Annotated in this window: 26 protein-coding genes; 18 read left to right on the top strand and 8 right to left on the bottom strand. The window is 50.3% G+C overall.

What is annotated here, in order from left to right:
* Window positions 1-34: 34 nt before the first annotated feature.
* Together ABE504_RS07735 and ABE504_RS07730 are read right to left on the bottom strand one after the other, a co-directional pair.
* Window positions 35-2,128, bottom strand: a complete 2,094-nt coding sequence (locus ABE504_RS07735; protein WP_430086676.1) for an LTA synthase family protein — start codon at window positions 2,126-2,128, stop codon at window positions 35-37.
* Between the two features lie 15 nt (window positions 2,129-2,143).
* Window positions 2,144-2,779 (bottom strand): DsbA family oxidoreductase, encoded by a 636-nt coding sequence (locus ABE504_RS07730; protein WP_430086673.1) that lies wholly within the window; start codon window positions 2,777-2,779, stop codon window positions 2,144-2,146.
* A 960-nt stretch (window positions 2,780-3,739) separates the two neighbouring features.
* On the opposite strand from ABE504_RS07730, the gene ABE504_RS07725 reads away from it, so the two are divergent.
* From ABE504_RS07725 to ABE504_RS07690, 8 genes are all read left to right on the top strand, one after another.
* Window positions 3,740-4,579, top strand: coding sequence for a transposase (locus tag ABE504_RS07725; protein ID WP_430086670.1), 840 nt, complete (start codon window positions 3,740-3,742; stop codon window positions 4,577-4,579).
* A gap of 86 nt (window positions 4,580-4,665) precedes the next feature.
* On the top strand, window positions 4,666-4,890 hold the full coding sequence (gene yidD, locus ABE504_RS07720) for a membrane protein insertion efficiency factor YidD (protein ID WP_206438400.1): 225 nt from the start codon (window positions 4,666-4,668) through the stop codon (window positions 4,888-4,890).
* A 449-nt stretch (window positions 4,891-5,339) separates the two neighbouring features.
* Window positions 5,340-7,343, top strand: a complete 2,004-nt coding sequence (gene metG / locus ABE504_RS07715; RefSeq protein WP_430086667.1) for a methionine--tRNA ligase — start codon at window positions 5,340-5,342, stop codon at window positions 7,341-7,343.
* An 84-nt stretch (window positions 7,344-7,427) separates the two neighbouring features.
* Complete coding sequence (locus ABE504_RS07710) at window positions 7,428-7,829, top strand: hypothetical protein (protein WP_430086664.1); 402 nt, start codon at window positions 7,428-7,430, stop codon at window positions 7,827-7,829.
* A gap of 144 nt (window positions 7,830-7,973) precedes the next feature.
* Window positions 7,974-8,891, top strand: coding sequence for a metal ABC transporter substrate-binding protein (locus ABE504_RS07705; protein ID WP_430086661.1), 918 nt, complete (start codon window positions 7,974-7,976; stop codon window positions 8,889-8,891).
* 14 nt (window positions 8,892-8,905) lie between these two features.
* Window positions 8,906-9,685: a metal ABC transporter ATP-binding protein gene (locus ABE504_RS07700; protein WP_430086658.1), complete on the top strand. Its 780-nt coding sequence runs from the start codon at window positions 8,906-8,908 to the stop codon at window positions 9,683-9,685.
* A 12-nt stretch (window positions 9,686-9,697) separates the two neighbouring features.
* Complete coding sequence (locus ABE504_RS07695; RefSeq protein ID WP_430086655.1) at window positions 9,698-10,498, top strand: metal ABC transporter permease; 801 nt, start codon at window positions 9,698-9,700, stop codon at window positions 10,496-10,498.
* 1 nt (window position 10,499) lies between these two features.
* Window positions 10,500-11,213, top strand: coding sequence for a cytochrome c biogenesis CcdA family protein (locus ABE504_RS07690; RefSeq protein WP_430086652.1), 714 nt, complete (start codon window positions 10,500-10,502; stop codon window positions 11,211-11,213).
* A 10-nt stretch (window positions 11,214-11,223) separates the two neighbouring features.
* Here the strand turns inward: ABE504_RS07690 and splB are convergent, their stop codons facing one another.
* Entirely contained in the window at window positions 11,224-12,294 is a 1,071-nt protein-coding gene (gene splB / locus ABE504_RS07685) for a spore photoproduct lyase (RefSeq protein ID WP_430086649.1), read from the bottom strand.
* A 174-nt stretch (window positions 12,295-12,468) separates the two neighbouring features.
* Between splB and mntR the strand changes: the two genes are divergently transcribed.
* Entirely contained in the window at window positions 12,469-12,894 is a 426-nt protein-coding gene (gene mntR / locus ABE504_RS07680) for a transcriptional regulator MntR (RefSeq protein WP_430086647.1), read from the top strand.
* 106 nt (window positions 12,895-13,000) lie between these two features.
* Window positions 13,001-13,972, top strand: coding sequence for a patatin-like phospholipase family protein (locus ABE504_RS07675; protein ID WP_430086644.1), 972 nt, complete (start codon window positions 13,001-13,003; stop codon window positions 13,970-13,972).
* An 11-nt stretch (window positions 13,973-13,983) separates the two neighbouring features.
* Here the strand turns inward: ABE504_RS07675 and ABE504_RS07670 are convergent, their stop codons facing one another.
* Both ABE504_RS07670 and ABE504_RS07665 read right to left on the bottom strand, forming a co-directional pair.
* Window positions 13,984-14,247, bottom strand: a complete 264-nt coding sequence (locus ABE504_RS07670; RefSeq protein WP_430086642.1) for a hypothetical protein — start codon at window positions 14,245-14,247, stop codon at window positions 13,984-13,986.
* On the bottom strand, window positions 14,244-15,134 hold the full coding sequence (locus ABE504_RS07665; RefSeq protein ID WP_430087425.1) for a DUF1385 domain-containing protein: 891 nt from the start codon (window positions 15,132-15,134) through the stop codon (window positions 14,244-14,246). The genes ABE504_RS07670 and ABE504_RS07665 overlap by 4 nt, the downstream gene beginning before the upstream one ends.
* 199 nt (window positions 15,135-15,333) lie before the next feature.
* On the opposite strand from ABE504_RS07665, the gene ABE504_RS07660 reads away from it, so the two are divergent.
* The 5 genes from ABE504_RS07660 to ABE504_RS07640 all read left to right on the top strand — a co-directional run bounded on the left by ABE504_RS07660 (window position 15,334) and on the right by ABE504_RS07640 (window position 19,435).
* Window positions 15,334-15,828, top strand: a complete 495-nt coding sequence (locus ABE504_RS07660) for a YqhR family membrane protein (RefSeq protein ID WP_430086639.1) — start codon at window positions 15,334-15,336, stop codon at window positions 15,826-15,828.
* 77 nt (window positions 15,829-15,905) lie between these two features.
* On the top strand, window positions 15,906-16,337 hold the full coding sequence (gene aroQ, locus ABE504_RS07655; protein WP_430086637.1) for a type II 3-dehydroquinate dehydratase: 432 nt from the start codon (window positions 15,906-15,908) through the stop codon (window positions 16,335-16,337).
* 41 nt (window positions 16,338-16,378) lie between these two features.
* On the top strand, window positions 16,379-17,452 hold the full coding sequence (locus tag ABE504_RS07650; RefSeq protein ID WP_430086634.1) for a M24 family metallopeptidase: 1,074 nt from the start codon (window positions 16,379-16,381) through the stop codon (window positions 17,450-17,452).
* 15 nt (window positions 17,453-17,467) lie between these two features.
* The gene (gene efp / locus ABE504_RS07645; RefSeq protein WP_430077314.1) at window positions 17,468-18,025 is read left to right on the top strand and encodes an elongation factor P; all 558 of its coding nucleotides are present in this window, start codon (window positions 17,468-17,470) and stop codon (window positions 18,023-18,025) included.
* Between the two features lie 150 nt (window positions 18,026-18,175).
* On the top strand, window positions 18,176-19,435 hold the full coding sequence (locus ABE504_RS07640) for an aspartate kinase (protein ID WP_430086630.1): 1,260 nt from the start codon (window positions 18,176-18,178) through the stop codon (window positions 19,433-19,435).
* On the opposite strand, the gene ABE504_RS07635 is transcribed toward ABE504_RS07640, so the two are convergent.
* The 3 genes from ABE504_RS07635 to ABE504_RS07625 form a co-directional block, all read right to left on the bottom strand.
* Window positions 19,436-19,900 (bottom strand): DUF441 domain-containing protein, encoded by a 465-nt coding sequence (locus tag ABE504_RS07635; RefSeq protein ID WP_430086627.1) that lies wholly within the window; start codon window positions 19,898-19,900, stop codon window positions 19,436-19,438.
* 87 nt (window positions 19,901-19,987) lie between these two features.
* Window positions 19,988-20,707: a 2-phosphosulfolactate phosphatase gene (locus tag ABE504_RS07630; protein ID WP_430086624.1), complete on the bottom strand. Its 720-nt coding sequence runs from the start codon at window positions 20,705-20,707 to the stop codon at window positions 19,988-19,990.
* Between the two features lie 3 nt (window positions 20,708-20,710).
* A complete protein-coding gene (locus ABE504_RS07625; RefSeq protein WP_430086622.1) occupies window positions 20,711-21,514 on the bottom strand; it encodes a phosphosulfolactate synthase in 804 nt (267 codons plus the stop codon).
* Between the two features lie 215 nt (window positions 21,515-21,729).
* On the opposite strand from ABE504_RS07625, the gene ABE504_RS07620 reads away from it, so the two are divergent.
* From ABE504_RS07620 to spoIIIAB, 3 genes are all read left to right on the top strand, one after another.
* A complete protein-coding gene (locus ABE504_RS07620; protein WP_430087423.1) occupies window positions 21,730-21,978 on the top strand; it encodes a YqhV family protein in 249 nt (82 codons plus the stop codon).
* A gap of 73 nt (window positions 21,979-22,051) precedes the next feature.
* Window positions 22,052-23,035 (top strand): stage III sporulation protein AA, encoded by a 984-nt coding sequence (gene spoIIIAA / locus ABE504_RS07615; protein WP_430086619.1) that lies wholly within the window; start codon window positions 22,052-22,054, stop codon window positions 23,033-23,035.
* A 4-nt stretch (window positions 23,036-23,039) separates the two neighbouring features.
* The gene (gene spoIIIAB, locus ABE504_RS07610) at window positions 23,040-23,558 is read left to right on the top strand and encodes a stage III sporulation protein SpoIIIAB (protein WP_430086616.1); all 519 of its coding nucleotides are present in this window, start codon (window positions 23,040-23,042) and stop codon (window positions 23,556-23,558) included.
* Window positions 23,559-23,568: the final 10 nt, after the last annotated feature.

The following is a 23,568-nucleotide window of genomic DNA, read 5'->3' as shown; positions in this document are numbered from 1 at the left end:
ATTATACTTCCATCCTATTCGCAAGGGGCTTTGCTCATGATGCAGGCAAGGGGTAGATCGGTGACTGCCCGATTTTCATTTTTTTATCGTCATACACCCGAATCTCAACTTGATGCTCCTCGCCGGGCGCAAGCTTCGGATTTTTAGCCAGATCGACATAGAGCGTATCCGTGCCGTCGAAATTCGATTTGTAGTTGACACCGTCTATGTAGACTTCACAGGAAGAAAAGAAACGAAGCCCCGTCACCTTAATCGTCGACTCGCTTGGCTCAATTTTCGTAATGACAGGATCTCCGTAGCCGAGGATATAGTTCGGCTGGACAATCGTGTCTTTGTAGCCCTTCGCGGCGTACCCATACCGCTGGCCAAACAAATTATCGTACTGCATCCGCTCGTAATCCAGTAGATCCTTTTCCTGAATACCGTAATTGGCCCACATCTCCTGCGGCGGAATGACTGGAATCTTTTGCGAGAGATCATACAAATAATTCGTATAATAACTGCCCTGGACACCCGCCATGTGAAGCAGAAGCGGCCCTAGGAACGAGGGACTGTACGTTAAATTCTGCTTCTCCTGATCCGCCGGTAAAAAATTGTTCCAAATCAAAAACGGCGTCGAATGCGTCTTCACATACAGATCGGGATCGTTCGGCAGTACATATTTCGCATCGCGGTATACCTTGTAATCATCTTCAAAGAAAGGGAAGTGATCACCGAAAAATAAAATAATCGTTGGCTCGCCTTTTTTACTGTAGTAATCGACCAAAGCTTGGAGCGCCTCATCCGTGGCCGAGATGCCCTGTGCATACGTTTCCAGAATTCCCTTGGATTCTGCGGAAATGTCGCCTGTCACCGCAATCGTATTTTTAGTAAATTTGTTTGATGGGTACGGATGATGATTTTCCATCGTATTCGCAAATACGAAGTCCGGTCCAGGACTTTTCTCTGTCTCCTCCGTGATTTTATTCACGACAGCGTGATCTGCATAATTAGGCCCTTCAAAATCGTTCGGGAAATACTCACTGGCAATGAATCGCGAAAAGCCAAAGTGCTTATAGACCTTTCTGCTGTCAAAAAAGTAACTGAAAAACGGATTAATTGCCGTCGCCGTATACCCCTGACGTGTCATAATACTGGCCAAGGAATCCACGCCGTGGTTCATATATTCGATGTACGGAATAATTTTATCCGGCGATTTCCCAAAAAATCGCATCGAGTTGCCTGACAACACCTCGAACTCCACATTCGCCGTGCTTCCGCCGAACTGGGGCGAAAGCATTTTGCCGCTTGTGAACGTTGTAGAGAGTGCATGCAAATGGGCGATCGGGTCCCGGCTGTACGTCACGTTTTTCATCTCCGTTAGATCAAAAAAAGATTCGCCCAGCATCACAATAATATTGGGCTTAACAGTACCAGCCGCGGGCTTGTCAGGAATCTCATCGACAAGTGACGTGATCGCTTTTTTGCTATAGCCTTCCGGTTTGGCGACGTCCAGAAACCCGAGCATTTGCACCGTAGAGTATACAAAGCCATTATCCTCGTACGTAATCGTTTGGTCCCAAGGAACCGTATACATGCCGTAAAGATTAGTGAACGAAATCGGCTTGTCCGTACCAAGGCTCGCAGCCAGAACAAGCGCAATAACTCCGTACACAATTCTCTCCGTGAAGTGGAAGCGCAGCCGTCGTTTTCTCAGAATCAAATGAAACAGAACGGCAACAAGTATCACAAAAATCGAAACAACCAGAATGATCGAAGTGGAAAGATAGCCTTTCATGAAGCGGCCATATTCCATAATTTCATTATGAAAATACAAGTCCCACGGATAGTACGGGGCGCCGATCGCCTTTAACTTGCTGCCGCTGATCGCACCGAGCGGAATTAGCAGAAGGCAAAGCAGCCAAAACGACACACGCACCCCGCCCGTCAAGGCAATCAGCACTAAATATAAAGCCCCCGTCACAAAATAGGCGAGCAGCATCGCGAAAGGATGATCCCCTGTCCATTGCCGGAAATCCGCGTACGACCCGCGTTCCAGATACTCAACCAGACACATCAAGGCAAAAGGCAGCACAATCACCATAACCCGTGTGGGCAAATAACGCAGCGCATGTAGAAAACGGCTCATGAAGATAGCTCCCGTCTAGGCTTCTTGTTCTGCGCTGATTTGCTTCAGAGCTTGCAGAAACGTGGTCGTGGGCTGCGCACCGGTCAGTGCATATTTTTGGTTAATGACGAAGAAGGGAACACCGGTAACTCCAACCTGACGGGCAAAATCAAAATCGGTTTCGACCTCTTCAAGTCCTGCCTTCGCATCTAATAGAGCGGCGGTCGCTTCGCGATCCATCCCCAGAGAAGCGGCTGTGTCGAGCAGGACGTCGATATTCCCAACATCCAGGCCATCTTCAAAATAGGCCTTAAACAAAGCGTCAACCAGCTCTCGCTTGATGTCTTGCGGGACGATTGCAATAAGCTGATGCGCCTTCAACGTATTCGGCATAAACCCTACCTTGGCAAAATCAAAATGAAGCCCCGCCGCTCTCCCGGCCTGCGTAACCTGTTGAAACATCCCATCCATCTGCTCCTGCCCTGCACGGAACTTATTGCGCATCATCTCCTGAAAAGGCTCCCCCTCAGGCGGCGTACTCGGATCAAGCTGAAACGCCCGGTATCGCACCTCAACAGGCTCTTCCGTAAATTGTTCAAGCGCATCCATCAAATGCTTCTTGCCGATCCGGCACCACGGACACACCACATCTTGAAAAATCTCAATCAACATGCCGATCACATCTCCTATTTATCATGTGCAGCCCGCTTGGCTGAACCATTCCGACTTGCCCTGGCTAACAAACCCGCCATCCCTAATTATAACCCATTAGAACTAATTGTCACGCTAGCTATTTTGACGATTCCCACAGGAAGATGGGGGACTTCGCCGGGCTGTATTGTGCAAAAAAGCAAATTCTGTAGTATCTGCAAGCCGTATTAGTCGGGCAACCAGGCATGTGTGTTTCAGAGCGGTATTCACAGCAAGCATTGGCAGCTTGTAACATTCATTGCAATTAGGTTAGTAGGTAGATTATTGCATATTTTCGAGAGTAGCATCTTTCCTTTCAGTGAATTCTGTGATATCTACAAACCGTATTAGTTGGAATGTCAGGTGTGTGTAATTCCGAATCAGCATTTATAGCTAGTATAAGCACCCTGCACCGTTTTCCGCTGATAGGATAGCAGGTAAAACCCCACAGCTTTTTAAGAGAAGTATGTCTGCGCTTAGCGAATTCTGTAGAATCTACAAGCCGTATTAGTTAGACTGCCAAGCATGTTGTATTTCCAGAACGGTATTCACAGCAAGTAGAGACGGCTTGTAACGTTCTTCGCTAATAGGTTAGTAGGTAGAGTACAACATTTACAGCTTTACGAGAGCAGTGTTCTTAATTATCTAGCTCCTGTGGTATCTGCAAGTCGCGTCGGTCAGCTTTTAGCTGCACACTTCTCCAACGCCGCTTTGCCATCAGTTCATCTTTGCTTGCTCTTTTCCGTGAAGGATCAGGAATTGATGCTGATTCCAGCCAATTTGCTGACTTGTAGTTATCTCAGAATTCGGGAAAAGCAAGTGTAGTACCCCTTGCCAAGGGAGAATTTTAACATTTATTGCTAAATACCTATTTACAACAGAACGTATGTTTGGTACAATCATTTTAAGAGAAACACAAGAGAAGAGGGGCGAGGTGAGCACATGCTTCTTCAAGCAATTGCGCAGGACATGGCGTCTTGGCAGACGGAAAAGGATTGTGAAGATTATTTATTTCAAATCCGGTGGACGAACGGATATCATTGTCCGCGCTGCGATCATGATGAAGCATTTCAAATCCGTTCTCGAAGACTTCTGGAGTGCAAAGCGTGCCGGATGCAAGTTTCGATCACTGCCGGTACAGTTATGCACAAATCAAAGCTGCCGCTGCTCATCTGGTTTCGTGCCATTCAATCTTTGTTTCAAAACGGCAACGATGCCTCCGCGTACTCACTTGCCATCTTACTTCGAATCAATTACAGAAGTGCGAAGCTGTTAATGCAAAAAATTTGCTATGCATTTCAAATGGAAACCAATAGACTTGAAGCTTTCAAGAAGCTTAAAAATAAAAAAATGTCTCTTACAACCGAAAGCAGCGAAACAATTGAAAGTGCTGAAAGGGTGGGGGCCCTGGAAGGCTCAATAGTGCCTTCAGGGACGACGGAAATTACAGTATCCAACACCCTTGATTTACAAAAGGCAGTTTGCGATTCGCAGAAAACAGTTCCGAGTGTTGTTGTGAAAAGCAAATCGGTTTCTACGATCTATGCGATTTCAAGATCGGTCTATCAACGATTTTATCGTGAAGTTCAGGGGGAAAGAGGAACAAAAGTTAAGGGAAGTAGAGCGTCGCAAATTACGGAGAAGCTGGATCCTCAAAATTCCCGGCGGACTGTTTCATTTGCGGCAACTACGACAAATACGTCAATTATGTGGGACATCGTGAGGAAGATGGTATCGGTTTATTTGTATACGACCTTTTTTAAGTGCCATCAAGTGGGCTGAACTAGGGCATGATTTGACGCGGGTTTGGGTTTTGAGGCATGATGAGGGAATCAAGGTTTACTTTGATTACCGGGAGGGACTGCACCATGAAGAAGGTGCTCCAGGTTCCGATTCATTTTTATCGGAAGTTTATTTCGCCGCTCAAGCCGCCGACTTGCCGGTTTTATCCGACCTGTTCGCAATATGCTTTGGAAGCCATTGAGGTGCATGGCGCTGCAAAGGGGACGTATCTAGCGGTAAAACGCATCTGTAAATGCCATCCTTTTCACCCTGGCGGCGTGGACCATGTTCCGCCGCGCCATTCCAGCTAGACGAAGCGCCAAGGGCAGAAGCATCGCGTTCGCTAGCGTATTACGTTCGCTAAAGTATTACGGTCACTAAAGCATTGCGCTAGCTGAGGCACTCGCCCGCTTGACATGCGGGGATGCTTTTCGATATATTGTGCTTAATACGATATTTTGCTTCGATGAACGGATAAGTACATGCGGAGTGCCTATGATCAGAGAGCCGGGTCAGGTGAAAGCCGGTATAGGTTGAAGTGTGGAATATGGTCCCGGAGAACAGGCCTTCAAGCCGCTTCCCATTCGGAAGGGTGAGCTGGTCTCGCGTCCCAGCGTTATTGGGGAAGTCGAAAGACTTGCTGAGCCCTGCTCTTGCGAAAGACAGGGGAATCTGGGTGGTACCGCGTGAGCCAAGCTCTCGTCCCAAAAGGATGAGGGCTTTTTGTGTTTTTAAAATTCGTTGCTGGAGGGCTACTCGGATGTCTGACAAACAAAAAACGTTTTATATCACTACGCCAATCTATTACCCGAGCGATAAGCTGCATATCGGCCATGCGTACTCTACGGTTGCGGGCGATGCGATGGCCCGTTATAAAAGGCTGCGCGGCTACGATGTTCGCTATTTGACTGGCACGGATGAGCATGGGCAGAAGATTGAGCGGAAAGCGCAAGAGAAGGGCACAACGCCGCAGAAGTTTGTTGATGACATTGTTGCCGGCATCAAAGAACTGTGGGCGAAGCTGGATATTTCGTATGATGATTTCATTCGTACGACGGAAGATCGGCATAAGCAGGCCGTTTCGAAGATTTTTCAGAAGCTGTTGGATCAAGGTGATATTTATCTCGGAGAGTACGAAGGTTGGTATTGTATTCCCGATGAGTCTTTCTTTTTGGAAAGCAAGCTGGTTGACGGCAAATGTCCGGATTGCGGACGCCCTGTCGAGAAGATGAAGGAGCAGACGTATTTCTTCCGGATGAGCAAGTATGCGGATCGTTTGGTGCAGTACTATGAAGAAAATCCGGAGTTTATTCAGCCTGAATCTCGGAAGAATGAGATGTTGAACAATTTTATTAAGCCGGGTCTGGAAGATTTGGCGGTTTCGCGGACGACGTTTGATTGGGGCATTAAGGTGCCAGGCGATCCGAAACATGTCATTTATGTATGGATCGATGCGCTTTCCAACTATATTACAGCGCTTGGCTATGGATCTGACGACGAGTCGGTTTTCAACAAGTATTGGCCGGCTGACGTGCATTTGATGAGCAAGGAAATTGTTCGCTTCCATACGATTTATTGGCCGATTATGCTGATGGCGCTTGATCTGCCGTTGCCGAAGAAGGTTTTTGCGCATGGTTGGCTGCTGATGAAAGACGGCAAAATGTCCAAGTCCAAGGGCAATGTCGTGGACCCTGTGACGCTCATTGACCGTTATGGTTTGGATTCGCTGCGCTACTATTTGATGCGCGAAGTTCCGTTCGGGGCGGACGGTACATTTACGCCTGAGAGCTTTGTGGAGCGGGTCAATCATGACTTGGCGAATGACCTGGGGAATTTGCTGAATCGGACGATCGTTATGATCGATAAGTATTTTGCGGGACAAATTCCGGCGTATATCCCGGGGGCGACGGAATTTGACGCTGGGCTTTTGGAAACGGTGAGCAGTACCGTTGCCAAGTATGAAGAAGCGATGGATAAGATGGAATTTTCCATCGCGTTGTCTGCCGTGTGGCAGCTGATCAGCCGCACGAACAAGTATATCGACGAGACGCAGCCGTGGTCGATGGTGAAAGACGAAGCCAAGCGCGACACGCTGGGCTCGGTAATGTATGTGCTGGCGGAATCCCAGCGCATTTCGTCGGTGCTGCTGCGTCCGTTCCTGACGCGGACGCCGGAGAAAATCTGGCAGCAGCTGGGGCTCGCTGCCGAAGATCTGCCGCGCTTGACGGCGTGGGAAAGCGTGCAGACGTTTGGGCATCTCCCTGTGGGCACGAAAGTGCTCAAGGGAGAACCGATGTTCCCGCGTCTGGACGTGGAGGCCGAAGTTGCCTACATCGTCCAGGCTATGGGCGGCGGCGCAGCTGCGCCAAGCGCCGAGGAAACGAAGTCGGCAGCGGCTGCGCCAGCTGCCGGTCAGGCTGTCGCCGCGCCGGAGCCGAAGGACGAAATCGGCATTGACGATTTCGCCAAGGTGGAGCTGCGCGTTGCGCAAGTCGTGTCGGCGGAGCCTGTGAAGGGCGCCGACAAACTGCTCAAGCTCCAGCTCGACCTCGGGTACGAGCTGCGCCAGGTCGTTTCGGGCATCGCGAAGTTCTACTCGCCCGAAAGCTTGGTTGGACGCAAAGTGATTTGCGTCACGAATTTGAAGCCCGCCAAGTTGCGCGGCGAGCTGAGCCAAGGCATGATTCTCGCCGCTTCGCACGGCGACCAATTGACGTTGGCGACCGTGCCGGACAGCATGCCGAACGGCGCCATCGTGAAATAAAAGCAGCCCTCTCCCATGATTTACAGGGAGAGGGCTTTTGCGTTCCCGGACATGCTAAGGAAAACGGAACACGGAGTGAGAACAATGCTAATATATCGTGCAGGCAAATTTGCGGTGGTAGGGTTATTGGTCATGGTTTTATCCGCTTGTTCCTTGTTTGGGGGCAAAGCCAAACAAGAGGAAGAAGCTGCGAAGCAGAAGGAGCAGCAAACGAAAGCGCAGAGCACTGGAGATCAGAGTGTCATCGATCAGGAGCTAAAGAAGCAATATGACATTTACCATGAAATATTAAAACATAGGCTGGATCAAGAGGCCAATATGGCCAAGCAGACGGAAGAGCGGTATAAAAAGTTGAAAGAGCAAAGCAGTAAGACCAGTGATAAATCCAACGATAAATCCAGCAATAAATCCAGCGACAATTCATCCGGTTCATCGGACGACACTTCCAAAAAAGACTCGGATGACGATAGCTCTTCCGATGATTGATTGTTATTTAATGGCCATGCTGTGAACTTTCGCAGCGGGCCTTTTATTTTACGAGTTTCATGTATTGACTTACCCAAAGGGTATTCGTATAATCAAATTCGTTAATAAAAAAAATTACGAATAAGATCGGTGGGTACCAAACGAATGAAAATGATCGGAAAACGACTGTTATATATATGTTTTGCAGTCTTTCTACTTGTCAGCCTTGCGGCTTGCGGAAGCTCTTCCAAAGCAAAGCTAGTGGAAGGAAAGGTGAATGTGGTAACCTCATTTTATCCACTCTATGATTTTACGAAGCAAATTGGCGGCGATTATGTGAATGTCATTAATCTCGTTCCGGCAGGTGTTGAGCCGCACGACTGGTCACCCAAAAGCCGTGATATTAAAAATATGACGGATGCGGAAGTATTCGTCTATCAAGGTGCCGGATTTGAGGGATGGGTAGGCGATTTTCTTGATAGTTTGTCTGCGAGCTCGAAGGTAAAGGTGGTTGAAGCCAGCCAAGGGGCAAATTTGCTGAAAATAGATGAAAATAAAGAACAATTTGATCCGCACGCATGGCTAAGCCCGTTAAATGCGAAACAAATGGCTAATAATATTAAGACGGCTTTAATTGCGGCCGATCCGACCCACAAAGATGTCTATGAGCAAAACTATCAAAAATATGCAGAAGCGTTAACGGCCCTAGATACGCGCTATAAAACAGAACTGGCCAAAACAAGCAAAAAAGAAATTGCCGTTTCTCACCATGCCTTTGCTTATCTGTGCAGGGATTACGGGTTGACGCAAATGTCGCTGATGGGACTTTCACCGGATGCGGAACCAACTGCGCAAGATTTAAAGCAAATGAATGCATTCATTAAAGAGCATGGACTGAAATATATTTTCTTTGAGGAGCTTGTCTCCGATAAACTGGCCAAAACGCTCGCGAAGGATGCAGGGGCGCAAACGCTTGTCCTGAATCCGCTTGAGGGCTTAACTGATGAGCAGTTAAAAGCCGGTGAAACATATATTTCCATCATGGATAAAAATTTGAAAAATCTCGTGACGGCATTGCAATAAAGGAGATTGAGACGATGGAAACAGGCGGTAATTTATTTTGCCATCAAAGTATTGTGACGCTGGATCAAGTATCTTTTGCCTATGATCATAAAAAGGTTATTGATCGCCTTGCGTTTAATGTGCTGGAGCGCGATTTTGTCGGCGTGATCGGCTCGAACGGCGCGGGCAAGACGACGCTGCTGAAAATGCTGGTCGGCCTGCTGAAGCCGACGAGTGGGGAGATCCGGCTTTTCGATAAGCCGCTCTCTGCTTTCAAGGACTGGGAGCGGATCGGCTACGTCCCGCAAAAAAATGCATTTAATCCGCTGTTTCCAGCAACGGTAAGAGAAGTCGTACTTTCCGGCATGTACTCCAAAAAGCGCATCTACCGCAGGCTTACGAAAGCGGAGCAGCAAAAAGCGGAAGACGCGATGCTGGCGATGCGCATCGAGGATCTGGCGGAGCGTCGCATCGGGCAGCTGTCCGGCGGCCAGCAGCAGCGGGCGTTTCTCGCCAGGGCGATTGTGAACAACCCTGAGCTGCTCATTCTGGATGAGCCGACAGTCGGCATCGACGCCGAGACGCAAGCCGGTTTCTTCCGTATGATTCGCCATATGCATCAACATCACCATATTACCTTTATTATGGTTTCCCACGACATGGATATGATGCAATCGTATTTGGGCACGGAACCGAAGCAGGTCAGCGGAGGCATCAAGTTCTATGTCAAGCATACTCACGATCCCGAGGATTGCCGCGAGACGAATTTAACGCACTCGCTGGATCAAATTCGCGAAATGATCGGGGTTCAATAAGGAGCGGGCGTTTTGGATATTTTTACAGAATATTTTTTTCAGCGCGCCTTGTTAGGCGGCATTTTAATCGGCTTAACAGCGCCACTGATGGGTGTATTCCTTGTCCTGCGACGTTTGTCCATGATCGGGGATACGCTTGCGCATGTTTCCATTGCCGGGGTCGCGTTAGGCTTTCTGATCAACGTGTACCCGGTGGGTGTAGGGCTCGTATTCGCCCTGCTTGCGTCGTTTGCGATTGAACGTCTGCGCAAAGCCTATAAGACGTACGCAGAGCTGTCTATTGCGATTATTATGTCAGGCGGCGTTGCGCTCGCCACGCTGCTGTTTACGCTCGGCAAAGGCTTCAATATGAACGTCATGAGCTATCTGTTCGGGAGCATTTATACGCTCGATTACGGTGATCTATGGGTTGTTCTGATCGTCTGTCTGCTCGTGGTCGGCGTCATTGTGCTTCATTTCAAAGAGTTTTTCCTCATGTTCTTCGATGAGGACGCAGCGAGCGTAAGTGGACTTCCGCTTAAATTTTATAATATGATGATTACAATGCTGACGGCGCTCGTGATTTCCGTCGCGATCAAGATTGTGGGAGCACTGCTTGTCTCTTCGTTGCTGACGATTCCCGTCGCATGCAGCTTGCTCATTGCGCGCAGTTTCAAACATTCTGTATTTCTGGCGATTCTGTTCTCAGAGGTTGCTGTTATTGCAGGATTAGTGATTGCGGGTATTTGGGATTTGGCACCGGGAGGGACGGTTGTACTCAGCCTCATCGTGATTTTGTTCGGCATTATACTAAAACGGGGATTGAGTAGATAACATGGATTCCGTAAATATGTGGATTGCTTTATGGGCGGGAATCGCTTCGTTCATCTCGCCTTGCTGTTTGCCGCTGTACCCTTCATTTCTTTCTTACATAACGGGCATTTCGGTCAGTGAGCTGAAATCGGGTAAAACATCCAGACAGGCCCGAACGCAAACGATGCTCCATACGCTCAGCTTTATTGTAGGTTTTTCGATTATTTTCTTCGCGCTGGGTTTAACCGCAGGCTTTATCGGCAATTTTTTTATCGATTATCGCGATCTGTTAAGACAAGTTGCAGCGCTCTTGATTTTTGTCATGGGGCTGTTCCTGCTCGGCATCTTTCAACCGCAATGGCTGATGAAAGAGCGTAAGCTTAGCATTAAATTCCGTCCTGCCGGCTACGTGGGCTCCGTCTTCGTCGGTATGGGCTTTGCTGCAGGCTGGTCGCCGTGCGTAGGACCGATTCTATCGGCCATTCTCGCGCTTGCGGCAACAGAGCCGGGCACTTGGGCGCAGCTCACGACCGCGTATTCGCTTGGCTTCGCGATTCCGTTCTTCGTGCTCTCCTTTTTCATCGGTTCTACAAAATGGATTTTGCGTTATTCAAGCTTGATTATGAAAATCGGCGGGGGCCTCATGATTGTTATCGCCGTCCTGCTGTATACCGGCAAAATGACGCAAATCACCTTGTGGTTGAACACGATTACCCCCGACTTTTTGAAGTTTTAATGGCACGAGGCTACGTAAAATATTCAATTTTCGCTTGAGGGAATTTATCGAAGATAAGCTCTGTGATAAATTCCCTTAACGCCGTGGCCTGATCGTCCGGATATACATATTTGCCTCTTCCGTACTTCCCCCACTTGTATTTTCGCTTTTCTTCATCCATTTCCAATTTCGTTTTCGGATATCGTTGCGCAATAATGTTTTTTGCCGTTTTCGTAAAACGGTGCTGAATCATTTCGAACGTTAAATCTTCCGTCGCCTCAGGAGGGAGAGAATGATACAGCTTCTCCATAAGCGCCGCGTAGCCGTCTTCCCAGCCTTCGTGCCAAATAATCGGTGCAATGATAAAACCGAGCGGATAGCCCGCTTTGGCCACTTTGCCTGCGGCTTCAATACGTTCATGAAACTTGGATGTGCCGGGTTCAAAATTTCGAATCACATAGTCGGCATTCACGCTGAAACGGAACCTCGTACGCTTGTTATGTTTGGCGTCAAGAAGAGGCTCGACGTGGTGGTACTTGGTCACAAACCGCAGCCGCCCATACTCCTGCTGGCCCATAAATTCAATGACCTGCTTCAAGGAGCCTGAAATATGCTCCAAACCTACCGGATCGGACGTACAGGCCGCTTCAAAACGGGTAATTTCCGGTGCCCGTTCGTCGATATAGCCTTGTGCGGCATTTAAGATGTCGTCCATGTTCACATAGACTCGAATGTAAGGTTTTGCTCCCATGGTCGTTTGCAAATAGCAGTAATGGCAATGCCCCATACAGCCCGTAGCAATGGGAATAGCATATTCTGCGGATGGCTTGGACGTTTCGAATTTTAACGTCTTACGAATGCCGACGACGAGCGTGCGCTTGGCGATCCGGTATTTTTCCAGTTCGGATTCGCCGGGCAAATCGCGAATTTGATTATGCGATGTCGTCATATGAATGTCGAGACCTTGCTTTTTGGCCCAAGCAAGAATTTGCTCACCCTTGGGGTAATGGAGCGCATCCGGCTCGAAATAGACGAGCTCAGGCACAAATACGGCCGTATTGGGGGCAGGTGCGACAGGACGGGACAGCAGATCGATGGCCATAATTGTCTCCTTTTTTCAAGCCGAAATTAATTAAATATGCTAAGTAGTGTGTGATTTCTTGCAATGCTTGAACCATGGGAGATTTGACCGCGTAAGGGTCGATGCATTATGATAGGAAAGCAACAAGCCAACCGTACGTTCGAAGGAAATTCGCAAGCAGGGGGAAATCAAGCAATGGCTACACCGAGTATGGAAGACTATTTGGAGAGAATATACAAGCTTATCGATGAGAAAGGCTACGCTCGTGTTTCTGACATTGCTGAGGGGCTAGAGGTGCACCCATCTTCCGTTACGAAAATGATTCAAAAGCTCGACAAAGACAATTATTTGATTTATGAGAAATATCGCGGCCTTATTCTAACGCCAAAAGGGAAGAAAATGGGCAAACGGCTGATGGACCGGCATGAGCTGCTTGAAAATTTCTTAACGCTGATCGGTGTTCACGAGGACAATATATATAAGGACGTAGAAGGCATTGAGCACCATCTGAGCTGGGATTCCATCACGTGTATCGAGACGTTGGTGGAGTACTTTAAACAGAACCCTCAGCGGATGGACGACCTCATGGAAGTACGTAAAGAACTGGAAGCTGAAAGCTAAGGCAGAGACCGCGGAGCGGATCTCTGTCTTTTTTTGTCATGCAAACAACCTGCCTCCGCATACATACCTATGAAGCGCAAAGTGGGCGATGGGGAGGGAGCGGGTTATGCGAATCAATGGGGTGTTCGAAGGCGGCGGGGTCAAAGGCATCGCGCTCGCCGGAGCGGTCAGCGCCGCGCAGAGCCAGGGCTATACGTTTCATCAAGTGGCCGGTACAAGCTCTGGCTCGATTGTAGCGGCTTTGCTTGCCGCTGGCTACACGGGGGAAGAAATGCGGGAAATCATCCTGCGAACGCCGTTCAAGTCGTTTATGCAGCGTTCCCCGATTTTTAATACGAAGCTTATCGGACCGGCTGCGCGGCTGTTGCTTAAGAAAGGCTTGTACGCCGGGGAGGCGCTGGAAAGCTGGGCCGCGCAGCTATTGGCGGCCAAGGGTGTCCGTACCTTCGGCGACTTGAAGCCGAACCAACTGCGTATTATCGCGTCCGATATTACGCAGGGCAGGCTTCTCGTGCTCCCGAACGACATTGCACAGTACGGCATCGAACCGGGCAAGCTGCCGGTTGCAAAGGCCGTGCGCATGAGCACGAGCATCCCTTATTTTTTCGACCCTGTGCGGATTCGTCGACATATCAAAAGCTCCGCGAAGGCAGCGCCGTTCGCGGAGCAGTTCAACTACATCGTGGATGGGGGGCTTCTCAGTAACTTTCCGCTCTGGATTTTCGACAGCGAAGCCACATCCCGGGACAAAGCGCTCCCTGTCATCGGCTTCCAGCTCGTGGGTAAAAACGAGACCCCCGTGCATACGATACGGGGGCCTGTAACGATGCTCGAAGCGTTGTTCAGCACGATGCTGAGTGCGCATGACGAGCGATATATCGAGCAGAAGAACCGGTTCCGGACCGTCAAGATCCCGACGCTCGGCATTAGCAACACCCAGTTCAACCTGTCGAAGGAACTGAGCATGTCGCTTTACGAGTCCGGTTACAAAGCCTCAGAGGCTTATTTTGCCCACTGGAGTGCCGAGATGTACGAACAAAATTACGAGAAATTCGTCATGCGCCCGAAAAAGCCATAAAGCCTTGCGGCTTAGTGGTATTTCGGGAAATCGTCCGAATTGTTGTTATCCTTTGTCCCATTAATTACGCGAAACTTCGCGTTTTTCGTATTTTTCCCCTTGCCTGGGCCAGGGCGGACCTGAACCTTCTTCCAACTGGAAGGTGGAAACTTGTAGAGCAGGAAAATGATGCCGAGCACGATGATCGGAATGAACAAGGTGCGCAGGCTGACCAGCAGTCCGATCGCAAGGAGCACGCCGATGGCAATCTCAACAGGTGTAAATCTTCGTCTCATACCCGTCCCTCCATAATTCGTTGTTCCGCTTCGCGCATGCGGTTGAATGAGGCGATCGAAACTTCGACCTGGCTGTCCTCCGGTTCCTTCGTAGTCAGAAGCTGCAGCCATAGGCCGGGATAGCCTAGGTAGCGCAGAACTGGCACTTCGCGCAGCGAGTTTGTAAAACGCAATACTTCATAGGAAACACCGATGACCACAGGCAGCAGAATCAGCCGCTGTACAATTCGCTCTACATAGCCGTCGTAGTGCAGGAATGAGTAGATCACGACGCCGATCAAAACGGTAAATACGATAAACGAGCTGCCGCAGCGGTAGTGCAGCGTGTTGAACTTTTGCACGTTGCTGACAGTCAGTTCGACGCCGGCTTCGTAGGCGGAAATCACTTTGTGCTCGGCGCCGTGGTATTGGAACAGTCTGCGGATCATCGGCGTAAGCGAGATGAAATAAATATATCCGATCAGCAAAATAATTTTGATAACACCTTCTAAGAGGTTATGAAGAAATTGATTGCTGAATGCATGCTGGAACAAAAACTGTTCGATCACCGCCGGCACGAGTGTAAAGACGAATTTCCCGAATAAAAAGGAAAGCACCCCGACCACGGCCACGCCGAGAATCATCGAAATGTTCGAGAAGACGCCCTGTTTTTCTTCTTTCTGCACCGTACCGTCCTCATTCTCTTGTTCGGCAAACGATTCCGCTGAGAAATTCAAATGCTGCGCCCCCTTGGCGCTGGATTCAATAATCCCGACGATCCCGCGGATGAGCGGAATTTTTTTGAGCGTTTGCACCCATGGAATGTCTTTGCGAGGCACTTCCAAAAAATCAAGTGAACCGTCTTTTTTGCGCACGGCGGTCACATGCACGTTTTTTCCTGCGAACATGACGCCTTCAATGACGGCCTGTCCGCCGTAGATACTGTTTTGTTCTGCCACAAGATTCACCTTCTTATCCTTATCGAATTCGGATTGATTCTTTCTCATTGTAACGGATTCACAGATTGAATGCTACCGATTGCGACAGAACATACTAGGAATGACATAGGAAAATGAAGCAGCTCCTGTAGAGAAAGGAAGATACTAGGTGGAAAAGCAGGCAACCCATACGGGAGGAATTTTAACGAATCGCTGGAAATTCGCGCTTTATATCGGTTTTTTCGCGGGGTGCATTTGGGGCGCGGTCAAAATCGTGGAGCATTATTTCAAATTTACGACGGTGTCGATCGGCTTTATCGCAGAGCCTTTTTTCAAGCATAGCTTTTTTGACACATGGGCAGGGTTGTTCGTCGGCTGGGTGTTCTTTATCGGATTGTCCATTATCGCGGCTTTCCTCTATATGATGACAATGTGGAAGCTTCGCAGCCCTTGGTGGGGCGTCGGCTATGGAGCTGTCTGGTGGGCGATCATTTATTTGGCCGTAGGTCCATTTACGGGAATGACGTACTGGAGCTGGGAGCTTGGGCTGTATACGAACATTACGGACTTTTGCTTGTTCCTGGTGTGGGGCATGTTTATCGGGTACTCCATTGCGATTGAATATACCGATCGGCGGTTCACACATCCTATACACAAGACATGAAAGTTATGGTAAAATATACGGGTTAAATAGCTTAAACAGCTATTTGATGATGCTGCACGTATCGGGAGTGATCGGTTTTGAAAAAAGTGCTAGTCCTGAATGGCCCGAATTTGAATATGCTCGGCATGCGTGAGCCTGGCGTATACGGTACCGTATCGTTGCCAGTTATTATCCAAAATCTGGAGGCGCTCGCTGCGCAGCTTGAGATCGAGCTGGAATGCTTTCAGTCGAATCACGAAGGCGGCCTGATTGACAAAATTCACGAAGCTTACGGCACCAAAGACGGAATTGTCATTAATCCGGGCGCTTTTACGCATTACAGCTATGCGATCCGGGACGCCCTCGCGACGGTTCAGCTTCCAACTGTGGAAGTGCATCTTTCCAATATTCATAAGCGCGAAGAATTCCGGCATCATTCGGTTACCGCACCGGTTGTAATCGGACAGATTTGCGGCTTTGGCGCTGCGAGCTATGAGCTCGGATTACGTGCATTACTACCTCATTTGTAGAGGAAGTTGAACACACATTGTAAGAAGGAATGGTGATTTGGATGCAGGAGAAACGAATTGAACGTCTTCGTCAGGTTATGCAACAACAAGAACTGCCGGCTTTGCTCATCACGAACGCATACAACCGTACATACGTGACTGGCTTTACGGGTTCCTCCGGCTATGTTCTGATTACGGGAGAACGTGCCATCCTGCTAACCGATTTCCGTTATATGACGCAAGCTCCTCAGCAAGCGAAGCTGTTTGAAGTGGTGGAACATAAACCGAAAGTGATCGAAAGCGTCCTGGAACTGCTGCAAAAGCAAGGAATTACCAAGCTTGGCTTTGAACAGGCGGACGTGACGTACGGCGACTTCCTGGGTTACCAGCAAGGCTTGCCGGGCGTGGAGTTCGTTCCGACCTCGCGCCTTGTGGAGCAAATCCGCATGGTGAAGGATGACGCCGAACTGCAGGTGATGCAGGAAGCGGCGGACTTGGCGGATCAGACGTTCAGCCATATTTTGAATTTCATCAAGCCAGGCGTGAAAGAACTGGACATCGCCCTTGAGATCGAGATGTTCATCCGTAAGAATGGCGGCACGTCGACTTCCTTTGAGACGATCGTGGCGTCGGGCGAACGCTCCGCGCTCCCGCACGGGAAAGCAAGCGACCGCGTTCTCCAGGGGAACGAATTTGTCAAATTGGATTTTGGCGCGTATTATAAAGGGTATTGCTCGGACATCACCAGAACGGTTATGCTAGGAAAGCCGACGGACAAGCATAAAGAGATTTATGACATTGTGCTTGAGGCGCAGTTGAACTGCCTGGCGAACCTGAAACCGGGCATTCCGGGCCGCGAAGGCGACGCGTACGCAAGAGACGTGATCGTGAAGCACGGTTACGGGGATTATTTCGGTCACGGGACCGGACACGGGCTGGGGATGGAGATTCACGAGTCGCCGCGCTTGTCGAAAACCGAAGACACGATTTTAACACCTGGTATGGTGGTTACGGTTGAGCCTGGCATTTATCTCCCCGGCTTCGGCGGAGTTCGAATCGAGGATGACGTTGTAATTACTGACACCGGCATTAAAATACTTACGCATTCTACCAAAGATTTTCTTATCATTGATTAGCGGAGGGAATAACAAGTGATTTCTGTAAATGATTTCAAAACAGGCTTGACGATCGAAGTGGAAGGCGACATCTTCACCGTGCTTGACTTCCAACACGTAAAACCGGGTAAAGGTGCGGCATTCGTTCGCTCCAAGCTGAAAAACCTGCGCAACGGCAACACCGTTGAGCGCACGTTCCGTGCAGGCGAAGGCGTGGGCCGCGCGCACATCGAGAACCGTGAAATGCAGTACCTCTACGCTGCAGGCGACGAGTACACGTTCATGGACAACGAAACGTTCGACCAATCCACTCTCTCCTATGAGCAATTGAAGTGGGAACTGAACTTCCTCAAAGAGAACATGAACATCAAGATCATGAGCTACCAAGGTGAAATCCTGGGGATCAACCTGCCGAAAAGCGTTGAGCTCAAAGTCGTTGAAACTGAGCCAGGCGTAAAAGGCAACACCTCGCAAGGCGCACTGAAAAACGCGAAGGTTGAAACAGGCCTTAACGTGATGGTGCCGCTTTTCATTAACGAAGGCGATGTTCTGCTGATCGACACAGATGACGGCAAATACATCTCCCGTGCTTAAGCTTTAATCAGCCAAGCCCCGATGAACGCTCGGTAGAGAGCGCTTCGGGGCTTTTTGGCGCACGTATAATTTGTTGCCACAGGCTGCGCGAATTATGTTATAATATTGAATTGTTATGCAATAGTATGATGCGTTAGGAGTGGGTCGGCTTTGTCTCTTATAGTGATGAAATTTGGCGGAAGCTCTGTCGGTGATGCGGAGCGAATGAAGCGTGTTGCAAAAAGAATCGTAGAACGCAAGCGTGAAGGACATTCTTGTGTAATTGTCGTGTCTGCGATGGGAGATACAACGGATGAGTTAATCGATCTGTCTAATCAAATTAATGACGGGGCGCTTCCAGCGGCTCGTGAAATGGATATGCTGCTGACGACAGGCGAGCAAGTTTCCGTTGCGCTGTTGTCCATGGCGATACATAATCTTGGCGAGCAAGCCGTTTCGTTCACAGGCTGGCAGAGCGGGATTTATACAGAAGCTGTGCATGGCAAAGCAAGAATTACCGACATTCAGCCTGAGCGTGTCCTGAACGCGATTGAGCAGGGGAATGTCGTCATTGTTGCGGGCTTCCAAGGAATGACGCAGGAAGGCGAGATTACGACGCTGGGCCGCGGCGGTTCGGATACGACGGCTGTTGCGCTGGCGGCAGCGATCAAAGCGGACCTGTGCGAAATTTATACGGACGTAGACGGCGTATATTCGACCGATCCGCGCATTGTGAAAGTCGCAAGAAAACTGAACGAAATCTCCTACGACGAAATGCTGGAGCTGGCCAACTTGGGCGCAGCCGTTCTGCATCCGCGTGCGGTGGAATATGCCAAGAATTACAACGTGACCCTCGTGGTGCGTTCGAGCTTTACTTACAATGAAGGAACGAATGTGAAGGAGGAAGCAGTGATGGAGCAAGGAATCGTTGTCCGCGGCATCGCTTATGACAAAAACGTAGCAAGAGTCAGTATTTTGGGTGTCCCTGAGAAGCCGGGTCAGCTTGCCAAGGTGTTCCTTGCGCTCGCAGACGTGCAAATCGACGTGGACATCATTGTTCAAAGTGGTGTGATCAACGGTTCCGCGGATTTCTCGTTCACAACAAACTTGAATGACCGTGAAAAAGCACTTGACGTTCTGGAACGAATCCGCGGCGAAATCGGCTTCCGCGAAGTGACGTCCGAAGTGAACCTGGTGAAAGTGTCCATCGTCGGCGCCGGCATGGTCAGCACGCCAGGGGTTGCGGCTACCATGTTCAAAGTCATTTCCGATCTGGGCATCTCGATTTCCCTCGTCTCCACGTCCGAAATCAAAATGTCCTGCGTCATCGACGCGGCTCCGCTGCAAGACGTGATTCGCGCGCTGCACTCGGCTTATGGTCTTGATACAACGGAGCAAGCGTTTGTCGGCGGCCCGCAAGATCGCCGCTAATCAGTGCCATTTGTCCGCGATAAAATAAGCGACTTTTAATAGAAATGCGGTAATGCCGGCGGCCATCAAAGGGCCGACCGGGATACCGCGCATAAACAAAATGCCGAAGATCGAACCAATGACAAGACCCACAATTAATTGTGGGTCTATTTTCAGTAGTTCGAGGCCTTTGCCATTCATATAGGTGGCGACCGCGCCGCCCACTAAGGCAATGAGGCCCGGCCATGTCGTGAAGACGGATAAAATGTCCTTCATCGAGATCCGATCGCTGGCGAAAGGGACCAAAACGCCGATGGTCAAGAAGAGCAGGCCAAGTTCCAGGCCTTTGCGTTCCATGGAAGGAAAAAACCGGTCAAGCCCAATCAGCTTCACGGCAAGCAAAATACAAGCTGCCGTCGTGATGATGGGAGACCGGCCAATCAATCCAATAATGATCAGAAGCACTAAAAGCAAATCTCCATTCATCCCCATAACCCCTTGTCCTCAGGTTGTTCATTTTATTGTATGAGGGGGGCTTGTATTTAGAACGGAAGCTGGTGTTGTGGCGGCTGATTATCGCGACAGCAGCACCATGTGATCGTTCTCGAGAATCGGCACGCCTTCGGAAATATTTGCTTGCGCGCATAGAATAATATCCGCTAGGAAGCCGGATTTTTTCATCTTCCTCCCATTGCTGCAGGAGAGCAGATGGTCCAGCAGGCGATGCTTGCACGTCAAGTAAGCGCTGTGCATCGCCATACCGAAATCGTTGGCTTGCACGTGCTCGGCTCCGAGCCTCTGAATGATTTCGTGCATGATAAGACCGGCGCACAAGCCGTCCTCCAGGGAGAACACATCCTGGGTGCCTGCGCACACGATGACGGTGTCTCGCCCGAGCTGAATCGCGGCATCGGCGCAGGCGCGGCCGTTCATCAAGGCGCCCGCGAGCACATGCGAGGCTTTGAGCGCCTTCTGAATGCCGCGCGTTCCGTTGGTCGTCGTCAAGATAATGCGCCGATCCCGCACAACCTCGCGGGTGTACTCCAAGGGAGAGTTGCCGAAATCGAACCCGGGAATCTTTTTGCAGTAGCGCTCACCTCCCAGCAAATCCCCTTCCCGACACAGTTCCTTGGCTTTCACGACGGTTTCGACGGGAACAATTCCGCTGCTGCCGTTCGAGAGTGCCGTGATGATGGTGCTGGTTGCGCGGAGAACGTCGACTACAACGACCGTTTTATGAAGAAACTCTTCGCTTCTGGCTTCGCCGATATTGGCAACAACTTCGATATGCATGATTTATTCCTTCCTCGCACCTAAAGCAAGCGTGTCGGAACGCAGTCCTCTCCGCAGCGCTTCCAGGGCAATCACTTCCTCAGGCGCAATATTTCCAAGATGGATTCCGGGACCGAGCATGGAAATGAGGTGCACCTGCTGGTTCTTCATCGGAGCTTCCCAGAGCAGAATCCGGTTCGGGATCGCGTCCAACACTTGCTGCAGTTCCTCGTCTTTGCAGTTTCCTTCCTCGTCAAAAATGCCGACGCCTCTGCCAGACTCCCGCGCTTCAATCGTCACCAGCGAGGCACCGAGCTCACGATCGATGAGAACGGTCTCGATGAGCTCATTCAGCTCGATGGTCGACCCCCATCCTTTTTTGCCATATTCCGTCACAACGGTTAATCCTTCCGCAATCCCTTTGCCGATGAGTTCATTACGCAGACGACGCTCCATCTGAATGGTGCCGTCCGACACTTCCACGCCGTTAAACCCGAGTGCCATGATCGTATCAAAATAAGAATCTACCGCCTCCTGACGAACTGCGACTTCCAAGAAGGTGCCGCCGGGATAAATGCAGATACCATGCTCCTTGGCCAGATTGATTTTGCTTTTCAGCACAGCTTGCGGATACAGCGGAGAGGTACCGAAACCAAGCTTAATCATGTCGATATGCTCACCCGAGGTATGAAGCAAATCCTGGAAGGCGATCAGGCCAAGCCCTTTGTCCATTACCATTGTTTTCCCCAGCGTTCTCGGTTTTGCCTCTCTGGCCCCTGTAGGGTCGGCAAGAACGGGGTTCCATTGCAACTGAGAAGTCACTTCCATCGGTAAATCTCCTCATCTTCCTTCGAAGGATCAATGCGCAATCAAAAATGGATCTACTATTTTTTGATCGCGCCAAGTTATGTGTTCAGCATATGCATCCGCACTTTTGGTGGTGCCCAGCATGCCTAAAATGAGACGGGCCCGCATACGTTAGGTAAAAAGGATAAGCTGTCATCTTTGGCTCAAGGAGGTGGAATGCGTTGAACAAAATCGTCATGACGATGGCTTCGCTGCGCGTGCTGTCGGGATCGCTCGAATTAATTGCTGCCATACTGATGCTGCGGCTCGCAACCGTGGAAAAGGCACTGCTGGTGAACGCCGGTCTGGCTCTAGTAGGTCCTCTAGTTCTATTAACAACAACGACGGTTGGATTGGTAGGCATCGCCGAGAAACTATCACTTGGCAAGATGCTTTGGATTATCGCAGGCGTGTGTTGTTTATTTATCGGCATTCTGAAAAAGTAATCGGTCATATTTCTTTCTAGTAAGCATAGTAATAAATATAGAAGACTGGACAACTTGGGGAGGCTGTCTGCTGATGCTTGCCAATGTGCTCTACTTGTTGCCACATTCCTTGCGATCGCTTCTTAGCGAACTGCCTGGAAACGTACAAGCTAGCATGGAAGAAATAAGAGTGAGAGAGTCGCGCCCGCTGGAAATCAGCTGGGAGGACCGCTACGCCTTTGTCAGTCCAACCGGCAATCCGGTGAACGACGATTCGGCCGCGTACAGGCCGACGAGGCAGGACTGTATGGCGCTGCTGGAGATGCTGACGAATCATTCGCTGTACACCTTCGAAGAAGAGCTGAGACGAGGGTATATCACCGTGACCGGCGGTCATCGGGTTGGGCTTGCGGGGCGGACGATTCTGGAGAACGGGCATGTGAAGCAAATTCGCGATGTCGGCTCCTTCAACATTCGGATCGCCAAGGAAATTCACGGTGTTGGGCGGGACATCCTCCCCTGCCTAGTGGATCCAGTGATCGGAAGCCTGCACCACACGCTCATTATTTCTCCCCCGCAGCAGGGTAAAACAACGCTAATCCGCGATCTCGCGAGACTCATCTCCCGGGGAGAATGGGGAAGCCGTTACGCGCATTTGACCGGTAAAAAGGTCGGCATCGTCGATGAGCGCTCGGAGCTTGCCGCCAGTTATAAGGGCGTCCCCCGCTTCGATCTGGGCCCGCGAACCGATGTGATGGACGGCTGCCCGAAGGCGGAGGGCATGATGATGATGATCCGCTCGCTGTCGCCCGAGGTGCTTGTCGTCGATGAGATCGGGCGAGCCGAAGACGCCGTCGCCATTCACGAGGCGGTGCACTCCGGCATCCGTGTACTGGCAACTGCGCACGGCGCCTCCTACGAAGACGTTCGCCGAAGACCGGTGCTGCGCGAGCTGATCGAGGACGGCGTCTTCATGAAGTATGTGATCCTTTCGCGCAGAAAAGGCGCTCCCGCGAACTTTCGCATCCTGGACCATACCGGCAAGCCGTTCGAATGGCATCCTGAAAGAGGGCGATAATGTGATGTTTAAAATGCTTGGCGGCGTGCTCATCATCGGTGCGGGAACGCTGCTCGGATTTCTGCAAGCTTCCCACTATGCGAAGAGGCCGCAGCAAATTCGAGGCTTGATCGGCGCATTGGGGCGCATGGAGACCGAAATTTCATACGGACTTACACCGCTGCCTGAAGCGTTCGCTTCGCTGGGGAAGCAAGTGGCCGAGCCGCTGGCAACGCTGTTCCGCTTGTCCTCGGAGCGCTTGCTGGCGAACTATGAGCTGTCGATGAACGAAGTGTGGAGGGCCGCGGTGAAGGAAGTCTGGGCGCGAACCTCGATGAAACGCCCCGAACAGGAAGTGGTCCTCAGCCTAGGGACGATTCTTGGACAATCCGACCGCAGCGATCAGATGAAGCATTTGCGACTGGCCATCTCCCAGCTTCAGGCCGAAGAGGCGGAATCGCGGGAAGAGCAGCGCCGCTACGAGAAAATGTGGAAAAGCCTCGGTGTCCTGGTCGGTGCTCTGATTGTGATTTTAATGTATTGACGGAGGGTTG

The sequence above is a fragment of the Paenibacillus oryzisoli genome (genome assembly GCF_050467285.1).
GTDB classification, from domain to species: domain Bacteria; phylum Bacillota; class Bacilli; order Paenibacillales; family NBRC-103111; genus Paenibacillus_E; species Paenibacillus_E oryzisoli_A.
Note: the sequence above shows the minus strand (reverse complement) of the source record. Positions and strands in the feature narration are given on the sequence as shown.